This is a genomic window from Rhodococcus jostii RHA1 (assembly GCF_000014565.1).
Lineage (GTDB): Bacteria > Actinomycetota > Actinomycetes > Mycobacteriales > Mycobacteriaceae > Rhodococcus_F > Rhodococcus_F jostii_A.
In genome coordinates this window covers 1,470,071-1,489,097 of sequence record NC_008268.1, presented here as the reverse complement: position 1 = coordinate 1,489,097, position 19,027 = coordinate 1,470,071, and the positions used below count along the sequence as shown (strand labels likewise).

At 66.5% G+C, this 19,027-nt stretch carries 19 protein-coding genes and 1 tRNA gene; 11 read left to right on the top strand and 9 right to left on the bottom strand.

Features of this window, described 5'->3' with window-relative positions; all coding sequences use genetic code 11:
• Positions 1 to 10: 10 nt before the first annotated feature.
• Positions 11 to 544, bottom strand: a complete 534-nt coding sequence (locus tag RHA1_RS06855; protein ID WP_011594436.1) for a PadR family transcriptional regulator — start codon at positions 542 to 544, stop codon at positions 11 to 13.
• A 126-nt stretch (positions 545 to 670) separates the two neighbouring features.
• On the opposite strand from RHA1_RS06855, the gene RHA1_RS06850 reads away from it, so the two are divergent.
• Positions 671 to 1,996 (top strand): MFS transporter, encoded by a 1,326-nt coding sequence (locus RHA1_RS06850; protein WP_009474112.1) that lies wholly within the window; start codon positions 671 to 673, stop codon positions 1,994 to 1,996.
• Here RHA1_RS06850 and RHA1_RS06845 read toward each other — a convergent pair.
• From RHA1_RS06845 to RHA1_RS06835, 3 genes are all read right to left on the bottom strand, one after another.
• Positions 1,993 to 2,571 (bottom strand): hypothetical protein, encoded by a 579-nt coding sequence (locus RHA1_RS06845; RefSeq protein ID WP_009474111.1) that lies wholly within the window; start codon positions 2,569 to 2,571, stop codon positions 1,993 to 1,995. The genes RHA1_RS06850 and RHA1_RS06845 overlap by 4 nt on opposite strands.
• Positions 2,572 to 2,648: 77 nt before the next feature.
• On the bottom strand, positions 2,649 to 3,500 hold the full coding sequence (locus tag RHA1_RS06840) for an alpha/beta fold hydrolase (protein ID WP_011594435.1): 852 nt from the start codon (positions 3,498 to 3,500) through the stop codon (positions 2,649 to 2,651).
• Between the two features lie 26 nt (positions 3,501 to 3,526).
• Positions 3,527 to 4,234, bottom strand: a complete 708-nt coding sequence (locus tag RHA1_RS06835; RefSeq protein WP_009474109.1) for a TetR family transcriptional regulator — start codon at positions 4,232 to 4,234, stop codon at positions 3,527 to 3,529.
• Positions 4,235 to 4,352: 118 nt separating this feature from the next.
• On the opposite strand from RHA1_RS06835, the gene RHA1_RS06830 reads away from it, so the two are divergent.
• Genes RHA1_RS06830 through RHA1_RS06820 form a run of 3 tightly spaced genes read left to right on the top strand, consistent with a single transcriptional unit; the run spans position 4,353 to position 6,890 of the window.
• Positions 4,353 to 5,462 carry a ferredoxin reductase gene (locus tag RHA1_RS06830; RefSeq protein ID WP_011594434.1) on the top strand — a complete coding sequence of 370 codons (1,110 nt, stop codon included), beginning with the start codon at positions 4,353 to 4,355 and terminating at the stop codon, positions 5,460 to 5,462.
• Between the two features lie 33 nt (positions 5,463 to 5,495).
• A complete protein-coding gene (locus tag RHA1_RS06825; protein ID WP_009474107.1) occupies positions 5,496 to 6,668 on the top strand; it encodes a fatty acid desaturase family protein in 1,173 nt (390 codons plus the stop codon).
• A 12-nt stretch (positions 6,669 to 6,680) separates the two neighbouring features.
• Positions 6,681 to 6,890: a hypothetical protein gene (locus tag RHA1_RS06820; RefSeq protein WP_009474106.1), complete on the top strand. Its 210-nt coding sequence runs from the start codon at positions 6,681 to 6,683 to the stop codon at positions 6,888 to 6,890.
• A 415-nt stretch (positions 6,891 to 7,305) separates the two neighbouring features.
• On the opposite strand, the gene gdhA is transcribed toward RHA1_RS06820, so the two are convergent.
• Together gdhA and RHA1_RS06810 are read right to left on the bottom strand one after the other, a co-directional pair.
• On the bottom strand, positions 7,306 to 8,649 hold the full coding sequence (gene gdhA / locus RHA1_RS06815; protein ID WP_009474105.1) for an NADP-specific glutamate dehydrogenase: 1,344 nt from the start codon (positions 8,647 to 8,649) through the stop codon (positions 7,306 to 7,308).
• Positions 8,650 to 8,749: 100 nt separating this feature from the next.
• Entirely contained in the window at positions 8,750 to 9,253 is a 504-nt protein-coding gene (locus RHA1_RS06810) for a winged helix-turn-helix transcriptional regulator (protein WP_011594432.1), read from the bottom strand.
• 87 nt (positions 9,254 to 9,340) lie between these two features.
• Between RHA1_RS06810 and RHA1_RS06805 the strand changes: the two genes are divergently transcribed.
• From RHA1_RS06805 to RHA1_RS06795, 3 genes are all read left to right on the top strand, one after another.
• Positions 9,341 to 10,057: an SDR family oxidoreductase gene (locus RHA1_RS06805; RefSeq protein ID WP_011594431.1), complete on the top strand. Its 717-nt coding sequence runs from the start codon at positions 9,341 to 9,343 to the stop codon at positions 10,055 to 10,057.
• Positions 10,057 to 10,617 (top strand): PaaI family thioesterase, encoded by a 561-nt coding sequence (locus tag RHA1_RS06800; RefSeq protein ID WP_011594430.1) that lies wholly within the window; start codon positions 10,057 to 10,059, stop codon positions 10,615 to 10,617. Before RHA1_RS06805 ends, RHA1_RS06800 begins: the two co-directional genes overlap by 1 nt.
• 295 nt (positions 10,618 to 10,912) lie before the next feature.
• The gene (locus RHA1_RS06795) at positions 10,913 to 11,749 is read left to right on the top strand and encodes an alpha/beta fold hydrolase (protein WP_011594429.1); all 837 of its coding nucleotides are present in this window, start codon (positions 10,913 to 10,915) and stop codon (positions 11,747 to 11,749) included.
• 73 nt (positions 11,750 to 11,822) lie between these two features.
• On the opposite strand, the gene RHA1_RS06790 is transcribed toward RHA1_RS06795, so the two are convergent.
• From RHA1_RS06790 to RHA1_RS06780, 3 genes are all read right to left on the bottom strand, one after another.
• A complete protein-coding gene (locus RHA1_RS06790; RefSeq protein ID WP_011594428.1) occupies positions 11,823 to 13,064 on the bottom strand; it encodes an IS110 family RNA-guided transposase in 1,242 nt (413 codons plus the stop codon).
• Positions 13,065 to 13,464: 400 nt separating this feature from the next.
• A tRNA-Arg gene (locus tag RHA1_RS06785) sits at positions 13,465 to 13,537 on the bottom strand.
• Between the two features lie 57 nt (positions 13,538 to 13,594).
• Positions 13,595 to 13,972 (bottom strand): DUF4345 family protein, encoded by a 378-nt coding sequence (locus RHA1_RS06780; RefSeq protein ID WP_011594427.1) that lies wholly within the window; start codon positions 13,970 to 13,972, stop codon positions 13,595 to 13,597.
• A 103-nt stretch (positions 13,973 to 14,075) separates the two neighbouring features.
• On the opposite strand from RHA1_RS06780, the gene RHA1_RS06775 reads away from it, so the two are divergent.
• The 4 genes from RHA1_RS06775 (at position 14,076) to RHA1_RS06760 (ending at position 18,946) form a co-directional block, all read left to right on the top strand.
• Positions 14,076 to 16,106 (top strand): bifunctional copper resistance protein CopD/cytochrome c oxidase assembly protein, encoded by a 2,031-nt coding sequence (locus tag RHA1_RS06775; protein WP_011594426.1) that lies wholly within the window; start codon positions 14,076 to 14,078, stop codon positions 16,104 to 16,106.
• A 169-nt stretch (positions 16,107 to 16,275) separates the two neighbouring features.
• Entirely contained in the window at positions 16,276 to 16,704 is a 429-nt protein-coding gene (locus RHA1_RS06770; protein ID WP_009474096.1) for a single-stranded DNA-binding protein, read from the top strand.
• A 133-nt stretch (positions 16,705 to 16,837) separates the two neighbouring features.
• Complete coding sequence (gene ettA / locus RHA1_RS06765) at positions 16,838 to 18,517, top strand: energy-dependent translational throttle protein EttA (RefSeq protein WP_007296602.1); 1,680 nt, start codon at positions 16,838 to 16,840, stop codon at positions 18,515 to 18,517.
• A 3-nt stretch (positions 18,518 to 18,520) separates the two neighbouring features.
• Positions 18,521 to 18,946, top strand: a complete 426-nt coding sequence (locus RHA1_RS06760; RefSeq protein WP_009474095.1) for an acyl-CoA thioesterase — start codon at positions 18,521 to 18,523, stop codon at positions 18,944 to 18,946.
• The last annotated feature ends 81 nt before the right edge of the window (positions 18,947 to 19,027 follow it).

Genomic DNA, 19,027 nt, shown 5'->3' with positions numbered 1-19,027 from the left:
CGGCGTGTCCTTACTGTGCGAGCGCGTCGAGTACTTCTTGGCACCAGTCGGCGAATCCCTCTTCGACGCGGATTCCGCCGCGCAGGACGAGGTACTGGTGCAGGGCTGCCCCGGAGAGCTGGGCCGGTGCGGGGAAGTCACGTTTTTCGATCATGCGGTAGACCTCGAGCCGGGCGGCGTGGCCGTCGCGGTGGCGAGCGACCTCGGCGGTGAGTGCGGCGATGTCACCGTGCTGAGCAGCGCGGATCTTCACTGCCAGCTCGTTGCGCAGGTGGTTGGGCTCGGTCGGTTCGGCGATCCAGCGCTCGAGTTCCGCGCGCCCGGCTGCGCTGACCCGGTACACCTTCTTGTCGGGTCTGCCGACCTGCGCCACGACCTCGGCATCGACCCATCCCGACTCGTCCATGCGTTTGAGGACGCGGTAGATCTGCTGGTGGGTGGCGCTCTGGAAGAAGCCGATGGATTTGTCGAACCGGCGCGCCAATTCGTAGCCCGAGCCGGAGTGCTCGGTCAGGGAGACGAGGAGCGCATGTTCGAGTGCCACGAACCGAAGTATGTATGCAACGAGGTGCGTATGCAACTGAGTGCACACTTAGTTGTTCCGTGCGAACGGGACGCTCGTCGCGTCAGACCGTACGAACTTCCCGTTCGCTCGCATAGGCTCGCGGGCATGAGCACCGACGTTCGTCCGCCGGCCGGGATCGGCGAGGCCGCGACGCGCAGACAGGTTGTCGCGTGGGGGCTGTGGGACTGGGGATCGGCCGCCTTCAACGCCGTGATCCTCACGTTCGTCTTCTCCGTGTACCTGACGGACGCCGTGGGGGACGACCTGCCGGGGTCGATCTCCGCGAGCACGTGGCTGGGATGGTCGCTCGGCATCGCCGGTTTCCTCATCGCCGTGCTCGCCCCCGTCACCGGTCAGCGATTCGACGCCGCCGGACGACGCAAGTGGGCGCTCGGCGTCCTCACGTTCGCGACGGTCGGGTGCATGGCGGCGATGTTCTTCGTCCGCGACTCGTACCAGTACCTGTGGCTCGGACTGGTGCTGCTGGCCGCGGGTTCGGTGATCTTCGAACTGGCCGGCGTCCCGTACAACGCGATGCTCAGGCAGGTGTCGACGCCGGCGAACATCGGCCGGGTGTCCGGGTTCGGCTGGGCGATGGGCTATTTCGGCGGGATCGTGCTGCTGCTGCTGTGCTACTTCGGATTCATCTCCGGTGACGGCGACAACCGGGGATTCCTCGGGCTCACCACCGACGGCGGACTGAATATCCGGATGGTGGCGCTGCTCGCCGCCGTCTGGTTCGCGATCTTCGCGATCCCCGTCCTGTTGAAGGTCCCCGAGCTACCCCGCCCGCACGTGGATCCGGGTGCCGACAAGGCCGGCTTCGTCGAGTCGTACCGGGTGCTGTGGCGCGATCTGCGCGACCTCTGGGTCGCCGACCGGCGCACCGTGTACTTCCTGGTGGCGAGTGCGCTGTTCCGTGACGGGCTGGCCGGTGTCTTCACGTTCGGCGCCGTCCTCGCCGTCAACGTCTACGGCATCAGCGCGGGCGACGTGCTGCTGTTCGGCGTCGCGGCCAACGTCGTCTCCGCGCTCGGCGCGCTCACCGCCGGCCGGTTCGACGACCGGATCGGACCCAAGACCGTCATCATGACGTCCCTGATCGCGATGATCGTCGTCGGCGTCGTACTGACGGCCGTCTCCGGACCGGCCATGTTCTGGATCTTCGGGCTGCTGCTGTGCCTGTTCGTCGGTCCCGCGCAGTCGTCGGCGCGCACATTCCTGGCCCGGATCACACCACCCGGTCGGGAGGGGCAGATGTTCGGTCTGTACGCGACCACCGGTCGCGCGGTCTCATTCCTCTCGCCCACCCTCTTCGGATTGTTCGCCTGGTGGTTCGCGGCGGATCGGGCGGGGATCATCGGCCTGGTGATCGTGCTCGCGATCGGGCTCGCCGCGCTGACGATGGTGAAGGCGCCCGAGCGCGACTAGCGCCGCGCGCGATTGTCATCGATCCGGAGCTTGTCCGGGAACAGCCGTCGCTGTGTCAGCCAGCCCGCCGCCGCCACGACGATCCAGATCAGCGTGGCGAAGAACTGCTGGCTGCCCTCGTTCGGATCCTCCAAGAAACCCAGCGGAGGGATAGCCAGGCCGAGCCCGGTCAGCACCATGCTGGCGCCGCCGACCGCGGTGAGCCACAACAACGCCCGCGCCCGGTACCGGTCGGCGAGGAATCCACACGCGACGGCGAGTGCGACGATCACGACCCCACTGAGGAGCCAGCCGGCGTCGTCGGGTTGCAGAACACGACTGAGCTTCGCTCCGATCACCGCGCCCGCGATGATCCCGATGAAGAATGCGGCGAACTTGAAGATCAGGGTCGTGGCCACCCACACCACTACCGCACCGATCGCCGCGACCAGGAACGTCGTCCCGAGCGACAGCGACAGCAGGTCGGCCAGGAGCCAGCCGAGGCCGAATCCCGCGGCGATAACGGCGACGTGTTGTGAACCGACACCGGCGAAGCACAGAACGGCGCCGACCAGAAGGATTGCGATGCCACTCATGGTGCCCTCCCAGGGTGCACGAGACGAGTAGTGTCATCAAACCAGAACGGACGCCCCGTCGAGGTGAAGAGCGGATTTCAGTTCGGTGCGGCTGCGGTGCGCGCGAGGATCGCATCCGCGAGGGCGCCCGGGCGCTGTTCCGGGATCCAGTGCGTGGCATCGTCGAGCACGACGAATTCGTACGGCGCATCGACGAACTCGCCGCACCGCTCGGCACCCGCACGACCGAGCATGAGGTCGCCCGTGCTCCAGACGTACGTCGTGGGGACCGTGACGACCGGGGTGGACTCGAAGTCCTTCGTCATCGCTCTATACCAGTTCAGGGCGGCGGTCAGCGCGCCCGGTTCACTCAGAAGTCCGACATGCTCGTCGACGAGTTCGGAGCTCACGACGTCCGCGAACACCGCGCGCAGCCGCTGGGCGTCGTCGCGGAGGAGAACGTGCTCGGCCTTGCCCTCCGTCCGCAGGAAATCGATATAAGACGATCGCTGTTGCTGGTCGGCGTCCTGGCGTAGTGCCCAGCCGAAGGCCGCGGGATGGGGAACCGATACCGTGGTCAGAGACGTGAGGCGATCCGGGTGGCGGGCCGCCACGCACCACGCCACCACGGATCCCCAGTCGTGGCCGACGAGGTGCACCGTGTCGAGGTCGAGGGCGTCGAGCAGCCCCACGACGTCTGCAACGAGGTGGTCGATCCGGTAGGACTCGACGCCATCGGGGCGCGCACCGCGCGAATAGCCGCGCTGATTCGGCGCGTAGGTCCGCAGGCCCGCGTCGTTCAGGATGGTCGCGACCCGTGACCACGACGCCGCACTTTCCGGGTATCCGTGGAGAAGGAGGACGGCGTCGCCGTCGGTGGGGCCACCGACCGTCACGTCGAAGGTGAGCGGACCTACCGGGACGTGGGTGTGCTCGAGGAGAGTCGACATGCCCCCACCGTACGGTGAGAGCGCGACTACTTCCCGGGATTCCACCCGCTCATGCCGAGCATGATCAGGCGCAGTTGCCGTTCGGCGCGCGCGACCACCTCAGCCTCACCTCGGCTTCCGGGACGCTCGGCCTCGAGTAGATCGACGACGACGGCGAACATGGTGGACACGATCAGGTCGGCCGCCATCTCCAGGTCGTCGTGGTCCCAGGACTGCAGACCGTCGATGCGGGACAGGTCCACCGTGAGTTCGCTGACGAACAGCTTCATCTCGGTCGCGATTGCCCGGCGAATTTCCGGGACGCCGCCGTAGCGTTCGCGGCTGAGGAACCGGAACTGCGCCTCGTGGGTGCGGACCTGCCGCACGAGGATGTCGAGGGATGCGCCCGCGCTCTTGGTGCTCGGGGTGCGCCGGGCGTCGCGGAGCATCTGCCGCAGCATCCGCATGCCCTCCTCGACGAGCACCACGCCGAGCTCCTCGATGGACGCGAAGTGGCGGTAGAACGCGGTGGGCACGATTCCCGCGGTGCGGGTGATCTCGCGGAGGCTCACGCCGGCGAAACTGCGGTCCGCCATGAGTTCGAGCGTGCCGTCCAGGAGAGCCTTCCTCGTGCGCTCCTTGCGGGCTGCCCTGCTCTCCGGTTCGGCGCCGGTCGACTGACTCACGGCAGTGAGTGTATTCGCGGCGGTGCCGACGACCGTCATCTCCGGGTGCTCGTACTCGTCATCCGACATGCGTATCCGATCCCTGTCTGGGGTGTGCGTGCGGTCACATTCCGATTGACAAGTTCCTGTCTCTCTCTGTCACACTATTGTCAGTGTACAACCGTGCACTCAAAAGGAGGAGGCTGACGTGTCAGTTGCCCACACCAGTCGTCCGGCGGAGGGACGCAGGTTCTCGCTGCTGTCGTTGTTCGAGGCGATGGCCACTCCGCACCAGCTCGACCGCTACCTCGAACTCGTCACTCCCATGGTCACCGTGCGCGACCTGCGAGCCGAAGTGATCGAGGTCCGGCGGTCCACCGCCGACACCGTTACCCTCACGCTGCGTCCCACCCGTCAGTGGCGCGGATTCCGTGCGGGGCAGTTCGTGCAGGTGGGCGTCGTGATCGACGGGGTTCGGCACACCCGGTGCTACTCACCGGCCAATGCACAGGCGTCCACCGACGGGCTCGTCGAGCTGACGATCAAGGCGCATCCCGACGGTCTGGTCTCGCAGTACCTGCACGCGCACGCGCGTCCCGGTCTCGTGCTCGACCTGTCTCAGGCGGCGGGAGAATTCACCCTTCCGTCTCCGCGTCCGTGCCGGCTCCTGCTGGTGAGCGGAGGCAGCGGAATCACCCCGGTTCTGTCGATGCTGCGCACCCTCGTCGACGAGCAGCACGTCGGCAGCATCACTTTTCTGCACTACGCGTACACCGAAAACGACGTCGCGTACCTCGACGAGTTACGCGCACTCGCGGACGCGAACGCGAACGTCTCCCTCGTGTTGGCGTACACCGATCAGGAGACCGGCGGTCATCTCCACGGGTTCTTCGGTCAGGAGCACCTCGACGCTGTGGCGCCCTGGTACGCGGACGCCGAAACCTTCCTGTGCGGCCCGCCCGGACTGATGCGTGGCGTTCGGGAGGTGTATCGCGAACTCGGCATCGAGGACCGTCTGCACACCGAGGAATTCGCTCCCGCCGCAGCCCCGGCGGAGGGTGCGGCCGGTGGCGAGGTGTCCTTCACCGCCAGCGGTGTCACCGCGGACAATTCCGGCGCGACGCTGCTCGAACAGGCGGAGGCCGCCGGGCTCCATCCCGAGTACGGGTGCCGGATGGGCATCTGCTTCTCCTGCACGACGGTGAAGAAGTCGGGGTGCACCAAGAACGTCCGCACCGGCGACACCGACACCGATCCGGACAAGGCGATCCAGCTGTGCGTCTCGGTTCCGGTGGGCGACGTCGCCCTCGACATCTGACTTTCACAAGACATTCAACGCTTGGAGACCGACATGTTTGGACTCTCACTCTCGTTCCTCCCGTTCGTCGACGGCTCCGACGGTTCCCGTAACGACGCCCCGGTGGTGCTCAGTCACGACCAGGTCGAAGAGATCGGCCGGGAACTGGATGCCCTCCGCGACCGGACGGTTGCGGACCTCGGCGCCGAGGACCGCGAATACATCTACAAGATCATCAAGGCGCAGAGGGGATTCGAGGTCGCCGGCCGCGGGCTGATGTATCTCGGCTTCTTCCCGCCGGCCTGGATCGCCGGGGTCGGTGCCCTCGGTGTGTCGAAGATCCTCGACAACATGGAGATCGGCCACAACGTCATGCACGGCCAGTACGACTGGATGCGTGAACCGGGCCTGAACTCCCGCGTGTTCGAGTGGGACACCGTCTGCCCGGCCGATCAGTGGAAGCATTCCCACAACTACATGCACCACACGTACACCAATATCCTCGGCCGGGACCGGGACATCGGCTACGGCATCCTGCGGATCGACGAGGCACAGAAGTGGAACCCGTACTATCTCGGGAACCCGGTCTACGCCTTCTTCCTGATGATGCTGTTCGAGTGGGGCGTCATGATGCACGACTTGGAAGCGGAGAACGTGATCCAGGGCAAGCGGAAGTGGCACGACGTCAAGCCGCTGCTGAAGGGCTGGTGGCGCAAGGCCGGTCGGCAGGTGCTCAAGGACTACGTGATCTTCCCGGCGCTCACCGGGCCACTGTTCGTCCCCACACTGCTCGGCAATGTGACCGCCAACCTGATCCGCAACGTGTGGGCGTACTCCATCATCTTCTGCGGCCATTTCCCCACCGGCGTGCAGAGTTTCACCGAGGACGAGACCGCGGAGGAAACTCGCGGCGAGTGGTACGTCCGGCAGATGCTCGGAAGCGCAAACATCGAGGGGAGCCCGCTGTTCCACATCATGTCGGGCAACCTGTCGCACCAGATCGAGCACCACCTGTTCCCGGACCTGCCCGCCCACCGGTACCCGGAGATGGCACCCGTCGTGAAGGCGCTGTGCGAGAAGCACGGGCTGCCCTACAACACCGGTGGCTTCTTCAAGCAGATCGGCTCCGTGTGGGGGAAGATCTTCAAGTTCGCACTGCCGCCCGGTCTCGTCTCGTCCGACACCCCTCCCGGTGTTATCGTCGAGCGGCAGAAGACTGCAGCCTGAGAGGCGAAACACATGGTGGGGAAGTTCGAGCGGCGCAAGGACACCGTGCAGGAACTGACGGAGTCCGCGGCTACGCACGTGGGCCAGATCGCGACGATCATCGCGGGCGCCGTCCGGGACGTCACCCGGGAGATCGGTGACTGGGTGTCCGACGGTATCGAGATGCGCGAGGCCGCGAAGAAGGCCCGCGACGACGAGGGCGAGGCCGAACCGGTCGACTGAGTAAGCCGACCGGGCGTATCGCCGAGGGTAGAGATCCGGCCGCCGAGGGTGTGTTCATTGCACCCTCGGCGGCCTTTCTGCGGGCAGGGCTCCGGCCGATGCTGGGTGCAGCACGTAACCGCACCTCGAAAGGAATCCCTGTCCCCCATCATAATCTCCACCACAGCGCGTATCGCGCTCGCCGGCTTTGCAGCCCTTGCCATTTCGCTGACCGGTGCCGTCGGCATGGCGTCGGCCAAGCCGATCTGCCAGACCGGCTGTTCCCAGCCGCTGCCCACCAAGAACCCCAGGCCCGACGTCAATCAGATGTGCTGGGTCGAATGGGGTCGGGCCCGGTGTCAGGTGAGCTGACGCATTCGCGTCGTCGAACGGTGGGTTGGGGACGGCGACGGCCGCGCCCCACCCGTCGCTTCTGCTAGATGACCCCGAGCGAGATCATGGCGTCAGCCACCTTCACGAAACCGGCGATGTTCGCACCGTGCACGTAGTCGCCCGGCATGCCGTACTCGGCGGCCGTGGCCACGGTGCGCTCGTGGATGCCGCGCATGATTCCGGCCAACCGCTCATCCGTGTATTCGAAGCCCCACGAGTCGCGGGATGCGTTCTGCTGCATCTCGAGCGCCGACGTGGCGACGCCGCCCGCGTTGGCCGCCTTGCCCGGCGCGAACGCCACCGCGGCATCGCGGAACACCTGGACGCCCTGCGGGGTCGTGGGCATGTTCGCGCCCTCGGCCACCGCCTGCACGCCGTTCGCGACCAGCGTCTTGGCGGCCGCTTCGTCGAGTTCGTTCTGGGTGGCGCAGGGGAGCGCGACGTCGCACGGCACGTCCCAGATGGATCCGTTCGGCACGAACCGGGCGTGCGGCACCGTGTCCGCGTACTCGCTGATCCGTCCGCGCCGCACCTCCTTGATCTCCTTCAGGAGCTCGAGGTCGATGCCCTTCTCGTCGACGAGGTATCCGGAGGAATCGGAGCTCGCAATCGCGATTCCGCCGAGCTGGTGCACCTTCTCGATCGCGTAGATCGCGACGTTTCCGGACCCGGAGACGACGACGGTCTTGCCGTCCAGTGAGCTGTTCGCCGCCTTCAGCATCTCGGCGACGAAGTAGGCGACGCCGTACCCGGTCGCCTCGCGACGCACCTGCGAGCCACCCCAGGTGAGGCCCTTACCGGTGAGGACCCCGGACTCGTAGGAGTTGGTGAGGCGCTTGTACTGGCCGAACAGGTAGCCGATCTCGCGCCCGCCGACGCCGATGTCACCTGCCGGGACGTCGGTGTACTCGCCGATGTGGCGATGCAGTTCGGTCATGAACGACTGGCAGAACCGCATGATCTCGGCCTCCGAGCGACCCTTGGGGTCGAAGTCGGAACCACCCTTGCCGCCGCCGATCGGAAGTCCGGTGAGGGCGTTCTTGAAGATCTGCTCGAACCCGAGGAATTTCACGATTCCCAGGTTCACGCTGGGGTGAAACCGCAGGCCGCCCTTGTAGGGGCCGAGCACACTGTTGTACTGCACGCGGAAACCGCGGTTGACGTGCACGTTGCCGGAGTCGTCGACCCACGGCACCCGGAAGATGATCTGACGCTCGGGCTCGCACAGCCGCTCGATCAATCCGGAGTCAGCGTAGTGGGGGTGGTGGTCGAGCACGACCTGCAGCGACTCGAAGACCTCGGCGGCTGCCTGGTGGAACTCGGGTTCGCCGGCGTTCCGCAGGCGGACCTGCTCGTAGATCTCTGCTACCTGGTCGCGCGTTGACACAGACCCACCTGCCTGACGTGTGAGGAATTCGTTACCTGACGTTTACTTTGAAAACTATAGACCCGATGTCGGGCGTCCTGTATCGGGCTGGGTGGAGAGGTCAGGACTTCGCCGGTGGTGTGCGGGAATGCATTGCGACAGAGGTGTTCTCGACTGCCTCGCCGCAGTGCGCGCAGCGGTGTTCCAGCTCCAGTGAGTGCCCGCATTCGTGCACGAGCACCGACGGGGCCTCGTCGACGGCCCACTTGCTGCCCCATTGGAACAAGGAGAGCAGCAGCGGTCGCAGGTCCTCGCCCGCCGCGGTGAGGTGGTACTCGAAGCGGGGAGGGTGCTCGGAGTACTGCCTGCGTTCGATGACGCCGACCTCCTCGAGCTTGCGCAGTCGCGCGGTGAGGATGTCGCGCGAGACGCCGATGTACCCGGCAATCCGGTCGAAGCGGTGCACCCCATAGCTCAGTTCGCGGATCACGAGCATGGACCAGCGGTCGCCGATCAGTTCCATAGTGGCGGCGATCGCGCAGGGTCTCGGCGCCAGTGGCATGCGGTCCATGACGATCTCGGGTGTCGCTCGCTCGGTGTCGCCGTTGTTCATGCTCTCCATCATAGAGGGTTGTGTTTTCCAACTAATAGGAATTACTGTCGTGAACGTAGTTGGTTGGAAAAGCAGACTTACTCACTCGAAGGGGTCGTCATGACCATGATTCAAGATCGAACGGTGCTGGTCACCGGGGCCGGCCGCGGGCTCGGACGTGCCTTCGTCGCCGAGGCGCTCGCGCGAGGAGCGCGAACGGTCTATGCGTCGGCGCGTGATACGTCGACGATCGAGGAGCATCCGCGGGTCGTGCCCGTCGCATTGGACGTCACGAACCCCGAATCGGTCTACGCCGCAGCGGAGCACGTGGGGGACCTCGGCGTCCTGATCAACAACGCCGGCATCCTCATCGGCGAGTCGCCGCTCACGGGTGATCTCGACGGAATGCGCCGTGAACTCGAAACCAACCTCTACGGCCCGCTCAACGTCACTCGCGTGCTCGCACCGATCATCGCCGCCAATGGGGGCGGCGCCATCCTCAACGTGCACTCCGTCCTGTCCTGGCTGGCCGTCGGCGGCTCGTACAGCGTCTCGAAAGCCGCCCTGTGGAGTGCCACCAACGCGATGCGTGCCGAACTCTCGGCGCAGAACATCCAGGTGGTCGGGCTGCACCTCGGGTACATGGACACCGATATGACGAGCGGACTGGACGTGCCGAAGATCTCCGCGGCCGAGGTCGCGCGACTGGCCTTCGACGGCATCGAGTCCGGCGCCCACGAAGTCCTCGCGGACGACACCTCCCGCACCGTCAAGGCGGCACTGTCGGGCGACCTCGACGTCCTCTATCCGCAGCCGGCGCAGCAGGGGGCGGCATAGTGAGCGAGTCCGGAAACGGCGCGGTGTCGACTGTCGAGGGCGTGGCGGACGCGGAGTGGGGAGAGGTGCGGTCGAGGACCGTCGAATGGCGCGACCCGGCGGGTCCGGCGCGGAAGGCGCGAGAACTCGACGGCCTCGGGTACCTGCGGGCGATCCTCGGCGGCGACATTCCCGCACCGCCGATCGCGAGCCTGATGAACCTGCGCTTCCTCGAGGCCGAGCCCGGAAGGGTCGTCTTCGCGCTGGACCCCGACGAGTCGCAGTACAACCCGATCGGCGCCATCCATGGTGGCGCCGTGTGCACCCTGCTCGATTCGGTCGCCGGCTGCGCCGTGCACACCACGTTGCCCGCCGGGTGGGGCTACACCTCGGTCGAGATCAAGGTCAACTACATCCGCGGGGCGACCCGGGACTCCGGAGTCCTCACGGCCACCGGCGTCGTGAAGAAGGCGGGTCGCCGGATTGCGTTCGCAGAAGGGGAGGTCACCGACTCGCAGGGCCGTCTCGTCGCCACCGCGAGCAGCACCCTGCTGGTGTTCGAGGTTCCGCCGGAGAGCTGACACCGGATGCGCGAGTAAGGCGGCTGAACCCGGGAACCCGCCACTCGCGGAGGATGGTGGCGGGTCCCGGTGCACCCTTGCCCCGTCGGGTTGGGGCGATGCGCGAACAAGACTAATTGGTCGGTTTGTTACCCGCGAGTACGGAACTCTGGGTACGGACGACGGGCGCAATACCTATCAGACGGTCGTACAGGATGCTGCCGGTCGAAGCCGCCCTGCGACGTACCGAACTTTGATGTACTGAAATTGCGTCCACATCAGCGTCATCCCCAGAGCGGTCAAGGAAGGCAACCACATGGGCACGATCACTACCCAGGATGGCACGGAGATCTTCTACAAGGACTGGGGAACCGGTCAACCCATCGTGTTCAGCCACGGCTGGCCGCTGTCGGCCGACGACTGGGACACACAGATGCTGTTCTTCCTCCAGCACGGCTATCGCGTCATCGCCCACGATCGGCGCGGTCACGGGCGCTCGACACAGACCGGCGACGGCCACGACATGGACCACTACGCCGACGACCTCGCGGAGCTGACCGCGCATCTCGACCTGCAGGACGCCATCCACGTCGGCCACTCGACGGGCGGCGGCGAGGTGGTGCACTATCTCGCGCGGCACGGGGAGAGCCGGGTGTCGAAGGCCGCACTGATCAGCGCGGTACCGCCGCTGATGGTGAAGACCGAGGCGAACCCGGGAGGCCTTCCCAAAGACGTGTTCGACGACTTGCAGGCACAGCTCGCCGCCAATCGCTCGAAGTTCTATCGCGACCTGCCGTCGGGACCGTTCTACGGATTCAACCGACCAGGCGTGGAATCCTCGGAAGCGATCATCGCGAACTGGTGGCGCCAGGGGATGATGGGCGGGGCCAAGGCCCACTACGACGGCATCGTGGCCTTCTCGCAGACCGATTTCACCGAGGATCTGAAGAAGATCACGGTGCCGGTGCTGGTGATGCACAGCGAAGACGACCAGATCGTTCCCTACGCCGACGCGGGACCATTGTCCGCGAAGCTTCTCGCGAACGGCTCGCTGAAGACGTACCAGGACTTCCCGCACGGCATGCCCACCACACAGGCGGAGACGATCAACGCCGACCTGCTGGCGTTCCTGAAGGACTCTTACGAAAATTAGGTGACCACCGCGGGTGAGGGCGGGCGGGGGTGACCCGCCGATGTCCCGGTGGGCTGGCGTGGTCGGCGTGTGGTTATGCGGTGCCGGCTGCGGGTTCGAGGATGACGCGGTAGCCCAGTGATTCGAGCTGGCCGATGGCCCGGGCCCTGGTCTTCGTGGGGACGCGTCGGGTGTAGTAGTCGGGTCCGGGGTCGCGGTAGAGGTCACCGTTGGTGAGCATGTTCCAGGCGGCGACGAGCATGGCATGCTGCACGGCGACGAGCGCCTTCATCGGACCTTGGCGGGACGCGATCCGCTTGTACTTGGCCGAGAAGAAGGTGCCCTTCGAGCGGGACACGGACAGCGCCGCGGTGCCGAGGGCACCCTCGAGGTGCCGGTTGCCCGGTCTGGTCTTCGTGGACTTGACCCGGCCGGCGGATTCGTGCGATCCGGGTGCGGTGCCGGCCCAGGACGCGAGGTGCCCGGCGGTGGGAAACACCCGCATGTCGCCGCCGGTTTCGGCGAGGACTACCTCAGCGACGGTCGTCGAGAAACCCGGGATGCTCGTCAGCAAGTCCCGGGCCGCCTGAAAAGGTTCCACCGCCTCGGCGATCCTGGTGTCGAGCTCACCGAGAGCCTGCCCGTACTGGTCGATCAGCGTCAGGTGCATGCTGATCAAGAACGCGTGGTGGGGCGTGAATCGTCCGGTCAGTGCCTCGGCCAATACCGGGATCTTCGACCGCATCCGTCCCTTGGCCAGCCCCGCGATGACGGCGGGATCGTCACGGCCGTCGATGAGGGCGTCGAGCATCGCTCGACCGGAGACCCCCATGATGTCGGTGGCGACCGAGGACAGTTTGATCCCGGCGTCCTCGAGGACCTTCTCGATTCGTTGCCCCTGCCGGGCGCGGTCGCGGGTCAGCGCGGTGCGGGCACGGGTGAGGTCACGCAGACGGCGAATCGGTGGCGGCGGCACCAGTGACCCGCGTAACAATCCGTGCGCGCCGAGGTCGGCCAGCCAGGCGGCGTCGGACACATCGCTCTTGCGGCCCGGCATGTTTCGGGCGTCGTGGGCGTTGACGAGCATCACCTCGAGAGTGTCCTCGAGGAGATAGAAATAGGGTTTCCAGTAGTTGCCGGTTGCTTCCATCACCACGCAGGTGACCTTCTGCTGGACCAGGTGCTCGCGCAGGGCAAGGATCTGGTTGGTCATCGCGCCCCACGTCGTCACCGTCGCCGAGGTGCGCCTGCTGCCGCGGCCCTGGATCCGCACGCACACCTTCGCGTCCTTCTTGGAGATGTCGAGTCCCGCGCACCGGGGGTGCACCACTTCCATCGCCGATCACCCTCTCTCCGTCACTGGTGGCACGTATTCGCTCGTTCGGGTGCGCGTTGCGGGGAGGGCGGGATGAAGACAGAACTCTCTTACTCGTGCTCGAAGGCAACATTCCACGGTTCCCGCGGATGAAGATTGGCCCTCCGCCACCATGCTGACACGCAGGCTCACCGGCACCACAGACGGATCGGGGTCGACCGCAACGCACACATGAAAATCCTGCGCTCTCACCCGCTCCCGATGCCAGTGCAGTCGACCTACCAGGGCAGGTCATCGATCCACATTTTCCCTATCCACGGAGGGGCCAGCGGAGCGCACCTGAATTGCTGACACGAAATCCCCGATCCCTGTTCGTCCAGGTGGTCGGGGGTTTTCGTCTGTCGGTGTTCCGTCGGATGAGTGCCCCCGGCAGGATTCGAACCTGCGACCAAGAGATTAGAAGGCTCTTGCTCTATCCCCTGAGCTACGGAGGCGCGCAGCAAATATTACCTGCCGCTCCGAGCGCTCCGACCGGGGCTGGGGTGTCCGCGTCATGAGCCCAGGGCTGCCCCGGAGAGCAGAAGTCCTGCCAGGACGAGCTCGACCACGAAGTAGAACCACACCGGGTAGAAGCGGGCCGGCCGGTCGGCGACGACCGACACGATCCGGCCGAATGCCATCCCCAGCAGGGCGACGGCCACGGTCACCGAGGCGGCGGATCGGATGCCGTGCGCGTCGAAAGCAGCGAAGAACAGTAGGGCCGCCACCGCGACACCGAAGCCGCCGTAGACCGCGCGCACCTCGGCGCGCGAGGTCGCCGAATCCGCGGACAGGGCGAACGGGGCGACCAGCCGGGCAGGTGCGGCGAGACCGTACACACCCATGCCCGCGAAGAACAGCGCCACGGCGATGATCAGAAACTCGGCCATCTCAGCCTTTCGTTCCCTCGGGACAGTCCCTGTCGACGGTAACCGGATCGGCGACGGAACCCTCGCGTCTCCGACGGCCTGTCGTAGGTCCTACCCTTGATGTATGGCTACACCCCAGCTCGCGCCGTCCGACCCGGCATCGAAACCCCCGAATCGCGCCGATTCGACCGCCCTGTTCGTCGTCGGCGGACTCATCGCCGGCCTGGTAGCGGCAATCGTCGTCGGACTTTCCGCTGCTCAGGCGCTCGTGCTGCTGGGAATTCCGGATCCCGGCCCGATCACCACCTACGGACTGCCCGCGATGCGGGCCGTGTCGGAAATCGCTGCCGTCATCACCATCGGATCGCTGCTGCTCGCGGCGTTCTTCGTGCCGCCGCAGAAATCCGGTGTCCTGGACGTGGACGGCTACCGCGCGGTCCGGACGGCGTCGTACGCCGCGATCGTGTGGGCCGCGACCGCCCTCGTCCTGGTCCCGCTGACGTTGTCGGACACGTCCGGGCAACCCTTCGCCGAGGCGGTCGAACCGGCCAATATCTTCAATTCGATCGATCAGGTCGAACTCGCCGGCGCCTGGCGCTGGACCGCGATCATCGCGATCGTCCTCGCGATCGCGTCCCGGCTCGTGCTGCGCTGGTGGTGGACGCCGATCCTTCTGGTCGTCGGCATCCTCGGGCTGATGCCGCTCGCGTTGACGGGGCACTCGTCGTCGGGCGGCTCGCACGACATGGCGACGAACAGTCTGATCCTGCACCTGGTCGCTGCGTCGCTGTGGGCGGGCGGCCTGTTCGCTCTCCTCGCCCACGCGCGCAGGCGCGGCGCCTACACCGATGTGGCGGCGCGCCGGTTCTCCGCGGTCGCGACGGTCTGCTTCGTCGTCATGGCGATCAGTGGCGTGGTGAACGCGCTGGTTCGCGTCCAGATCGGTGACCTCGTCGACACCACGTACGGACGCCTGGTGGTCGCGAAGATCGTGGCGCTCGTCATCCTGGGGGTCTTCGGCTGGGCGCAGCGTCGACGGGCCCTGCCCGCGCTGCAGAAGGACCCGGCCGGCCGCGGCAACCTGATCCGGTTCGCCGGCGCGGAGGCCATGGTGTTCGCCGCGACGATCGGTCTCGCCGTCGGGCTCGGTCGCACACCCCCGCCCCCTCCGACCGCGGCGCCCACCCTGACGGAGGTGGAACTCGGCTACAACCTGGCGGGGCCGCCGACGTTCTCCAGGCTGATGCTGGACTGGCGATTCGACCTCCTCTACGGCACCGCCGCGATAGTGCTGGTCGTCGTCTACGCGCTCGGATTGCGCAAACTCCGGCGTCGCGGCGACAGCTGGCCCGTGGGCCGGACCGTCGCGTGGATGTGCGGATGCGTGGTGCTCCTCGTGGCGACGTCGTCGGGTGTCGGGCGCTATTCACCGGCCGTGTTCAGCGTGCACATGGGCGCGCACATGGCACTGTCGATGCTGACCCCGGTCCTGCTGGTGCTCGGTGCGCCGATCACCCTCGCCCTGCGTGCCCTCGATCCGGCGGGCAAGAATGGTGTGCCGGGTCTGCGCGAGTGGATCCTGACGGCGCTGCACAGCCCGTTCTCCCGATTCATCACCCATCCCGTCGTCGCGGCCGTGCTGTTCGTGGGCGGTTTCTACGCCCTGTACCTTGGCGGGATCTTCGAGGCCGCCGTCGACTCGCACTCCGCGCACGTCCTGATGAACCTGCACTTCCTGCTGAGCGGCTACCTCTTCTACTGGGTCGCCATCGGCGTCGATCCCTCGCCGCGCAAACTTCAGCCGGTGACGAAGCTCGCGATGGTGTTCGGCTCGCTGCCGTTCCACGCGTTCTTCGGTGTGGCGCTGATGAGCATGGGCGCGGTGATGGGCGAGTGGTACTACCGGTCGCTCGGACTGGGCTGGAACGCCGACCTGGTGGGTGACCAGCAACTGGGTGGCAGCATCGCGTGGGCGACCGGCGAGATCCCGTTGGTGCTGGTGATGATGGCGCTGCTCATCCAGTGGTCCCGCAGCGACGGCCGCACGGCGCGGCGGGTCGACCGGGCCGCCGACCGCGACGACGATGCCGACCTGGCAGCGCACAACGCGATGTTCGCGGAACTGGCGCGACGGGACCGAGAAGCCGGACACTGACCGCTAGCACGTGGTTCCGACACCGTCGGAGCGTCAGCAGCCGTTTCGGCTGCTCTATCCACACCCGCTCCGTTTCTCCACAGATTTCGGATGCCGTCCGGCAATCTCCCATCCGGACGGCACGCTGTGAGTGACGGCACCTTGCCGCACTCACAGGGGGTAGAGCGAAATGTACGAAACACACGGCACCGTGGTCGGAACGGTCATCACCAGCCCGGTCACCCGGTCGAACGCGGCCGGTGACGAGTTCCTCAATTTCCGGATGGCGAGCACGGTCCGGCGCCGCGATCACGCGACGGGCGAGTGGCGCGACGGGAGCACGCTCTACCTCACGGTGACCTGCAGGCGGCGACTGATGGCCGGCGTCGTCCAATCGATCGCGAAGGGGGATCCGGTCATCGTGACCGGCGAGTTGCGCACCACGGAGTACACGACGCGGGACGGAATCGCCCGCTCCGACCTGGAGCTGAGCGCGACCGCGATCGGACCGGATCTCGCCCGCTGCACGGTCGTCCTCGAGCGCGCGCCCAGAACCGCGGACGGGGGTGCGGCGACCCCGGCGACGGAACAGGTCGCCACTCGGTCCCTCGTCGCGTAGCGCACCAGCGGGTATCGGCGCCGACCCCGCGCCCGCGGCGCCGGTGCCCGCGGCTTCTTCCTGCGAAGCCCCCGATCACGTCCCCGACCCTCCGCGATGTGGGTTCATCGCACTTCACCATTAGGCTGGCCCCATGGCTGAGTTCATTTACACGATGAAGAAGGTGCGCAAGGCGCACGGTGACAAGGTCATCCTCGATGACGTCACGATGAGCTTCTACCCCGGCGCCAAGATCGGTGTGGTCGGCCCGAACGGCGCGGGTAAGTCCAGCATCCTCAAGATCATGGCGGGGCTGGATCAGCCGGGCAACGGTGAAGCGTTCATCGCTCCGGGTGCCACCGTCGGGATCCTCATGCAGGAACCGCACTTGGACGAGACCAAGACCGTTCGCGAGAACGTCGAAGAGGGCCTGGGTGAAACCATGGTCCAGCTCAAGCGGTACAACGAGATCGCCGAGCTGATGGCCACCGACTACTCCGACGAGCTGATGGAGGAGATGGGCGAGCTCCAGGAGAAGCTCGACCATGCCGACGCGTGGGAGATCGACTCCCAGCTCGAGCAGGCGATGGACGCCCTGCGCTGTCCGCCGCCGGAGGAGATGGTCACTCACCTCTCCGGTGGTGAGAAGCGCCGCGTCGCCCTCTGCAAGCTCCTGCTCAGCAAGCCCGACCTGCTGCTGCTCGACGAGCCGACCAACCACCTCGACGCGGAGAGCGTCCTGTGGCTGGAGCAGCACCTGGCCGCCTACCCGGGCGCGATCCTGGCCGTCACCCACGACCGGTACTTCCTCGACCACGTCGCCCAGTGGATCTGTGAGGTCGACCGCGGCCGCCTGTATCCCTACGAGGGCAACTACTCCACCTACCTGGAGCAGAAGGCCGCGAGGCTCGAGGTCGCGGGCAAGAAGGACCAGAAGCTGCAGAAGCGCCTCAAGGAGGAGCTGGCCTGGGTCCGTTCGGGAGCGAAGGCCCGTCAGGCCAAGAACAAGGCCCGCCTCGACCGCTACGAGGAAATGGCCAACGAAGCCGAGAAGACCCGCAAGCTGGACTTCGACGAGATCCAGATCCCGGCGCCGCCGCGACTCGGCGACGTCGTGGTCGAGGTCTCGAGCCTCGACAAGGGCTTCGACGGCCGGGTCCTGATCAAGGACCTGTCGTTCACCCTGCCGCGCAACGGCATCGTCGGCGTGATCGGCCCCAACGGTGTCGGTAAGACGACGCTGTTCAAGACCATCGTCGGGCTCGAGGAGCCGGACGCCGGTGAGGTGAAGATCGGTCAGACGGTCAAGCTCAGCTACGTCGACCAGAACCGCACGGGCATCGACCCTGACAAGACGGTGTGGGAGGTCGTGTCCGACGGTCTCGATCACATCGTGGTCGGCCAGACGGAGATGCCGTCGCGCGCCTACATCAGCTCGTTCGGGTTCAAGGGCCACGATCAGCAGAAGCCGGCGGGCGTCCTCTCCGGTGGTGAGCGCAACCGCCTGAACCTTGCGATGACGCTCAAGCAGGGCGGAAACCTGATCCTGCTCGACGAACCGACCAACGACCTCGACGTCGAGACCCTCGGTTCGCTGGAGAACGCCCTCGAGCAGTTCCCCGGCTGCGCCGTCGTGATCTCCCACGACCGCTGGTTCCTCGACCGCACCTGCACGCACATCCTCGCGTGGGAGGGTGGCTTCGGCGACAACGAAGCCGCCTGGTACTGGTACGAGGGCAACTTCGAGGGCTACGAGGCCAACAAGGTCGAGCGGCTCGGACCGGACGCGGCGCGGCCGCACCGGGTGACGCACCGCAAGCTCACGAGGGACTGACCCTTGGCGGAGTCGAAGGTCTTCACGTACGAGATCCAGGTCCGGTGGGGTGACTCCGACCGGCTGGGTCACGTCAACAACACCCGCTTCGTCGAGTACATGCAGGAAGCACGTGTGCATTTCCTGTCGTCGGAGCTGGAGTCGGTGGGAGCCCGGGCGGGCGCCACGGTGGTGCGCAAGATGGACGTGGAATTCCTGCGTCCCGTCACCGACGCTTCCGGTCCGCTGACGATCGACGTGTCGGTGCTCCATGTCGGCAATTCGTCGTACACGATCCGGCACATCGTCACGAACCGCGACGGGGTCCGCTGCGCGACGGGCGACGCCCTGATGGTGGCGTTCGACGCGAAGACCGAACGCTCGCGTCCGCTCTCCGAGGCGGAACGGGACGCGCTCGAGCGGTACCTCGCGCCGGTGACCACCGGCTGACGGATCCGGCACGCGGGGTGCCCGAAGTTCACCCTCTGTTCCCATCGCCGCGGGCTAGTCTCGAGAGAGTTGCCCGCGGCG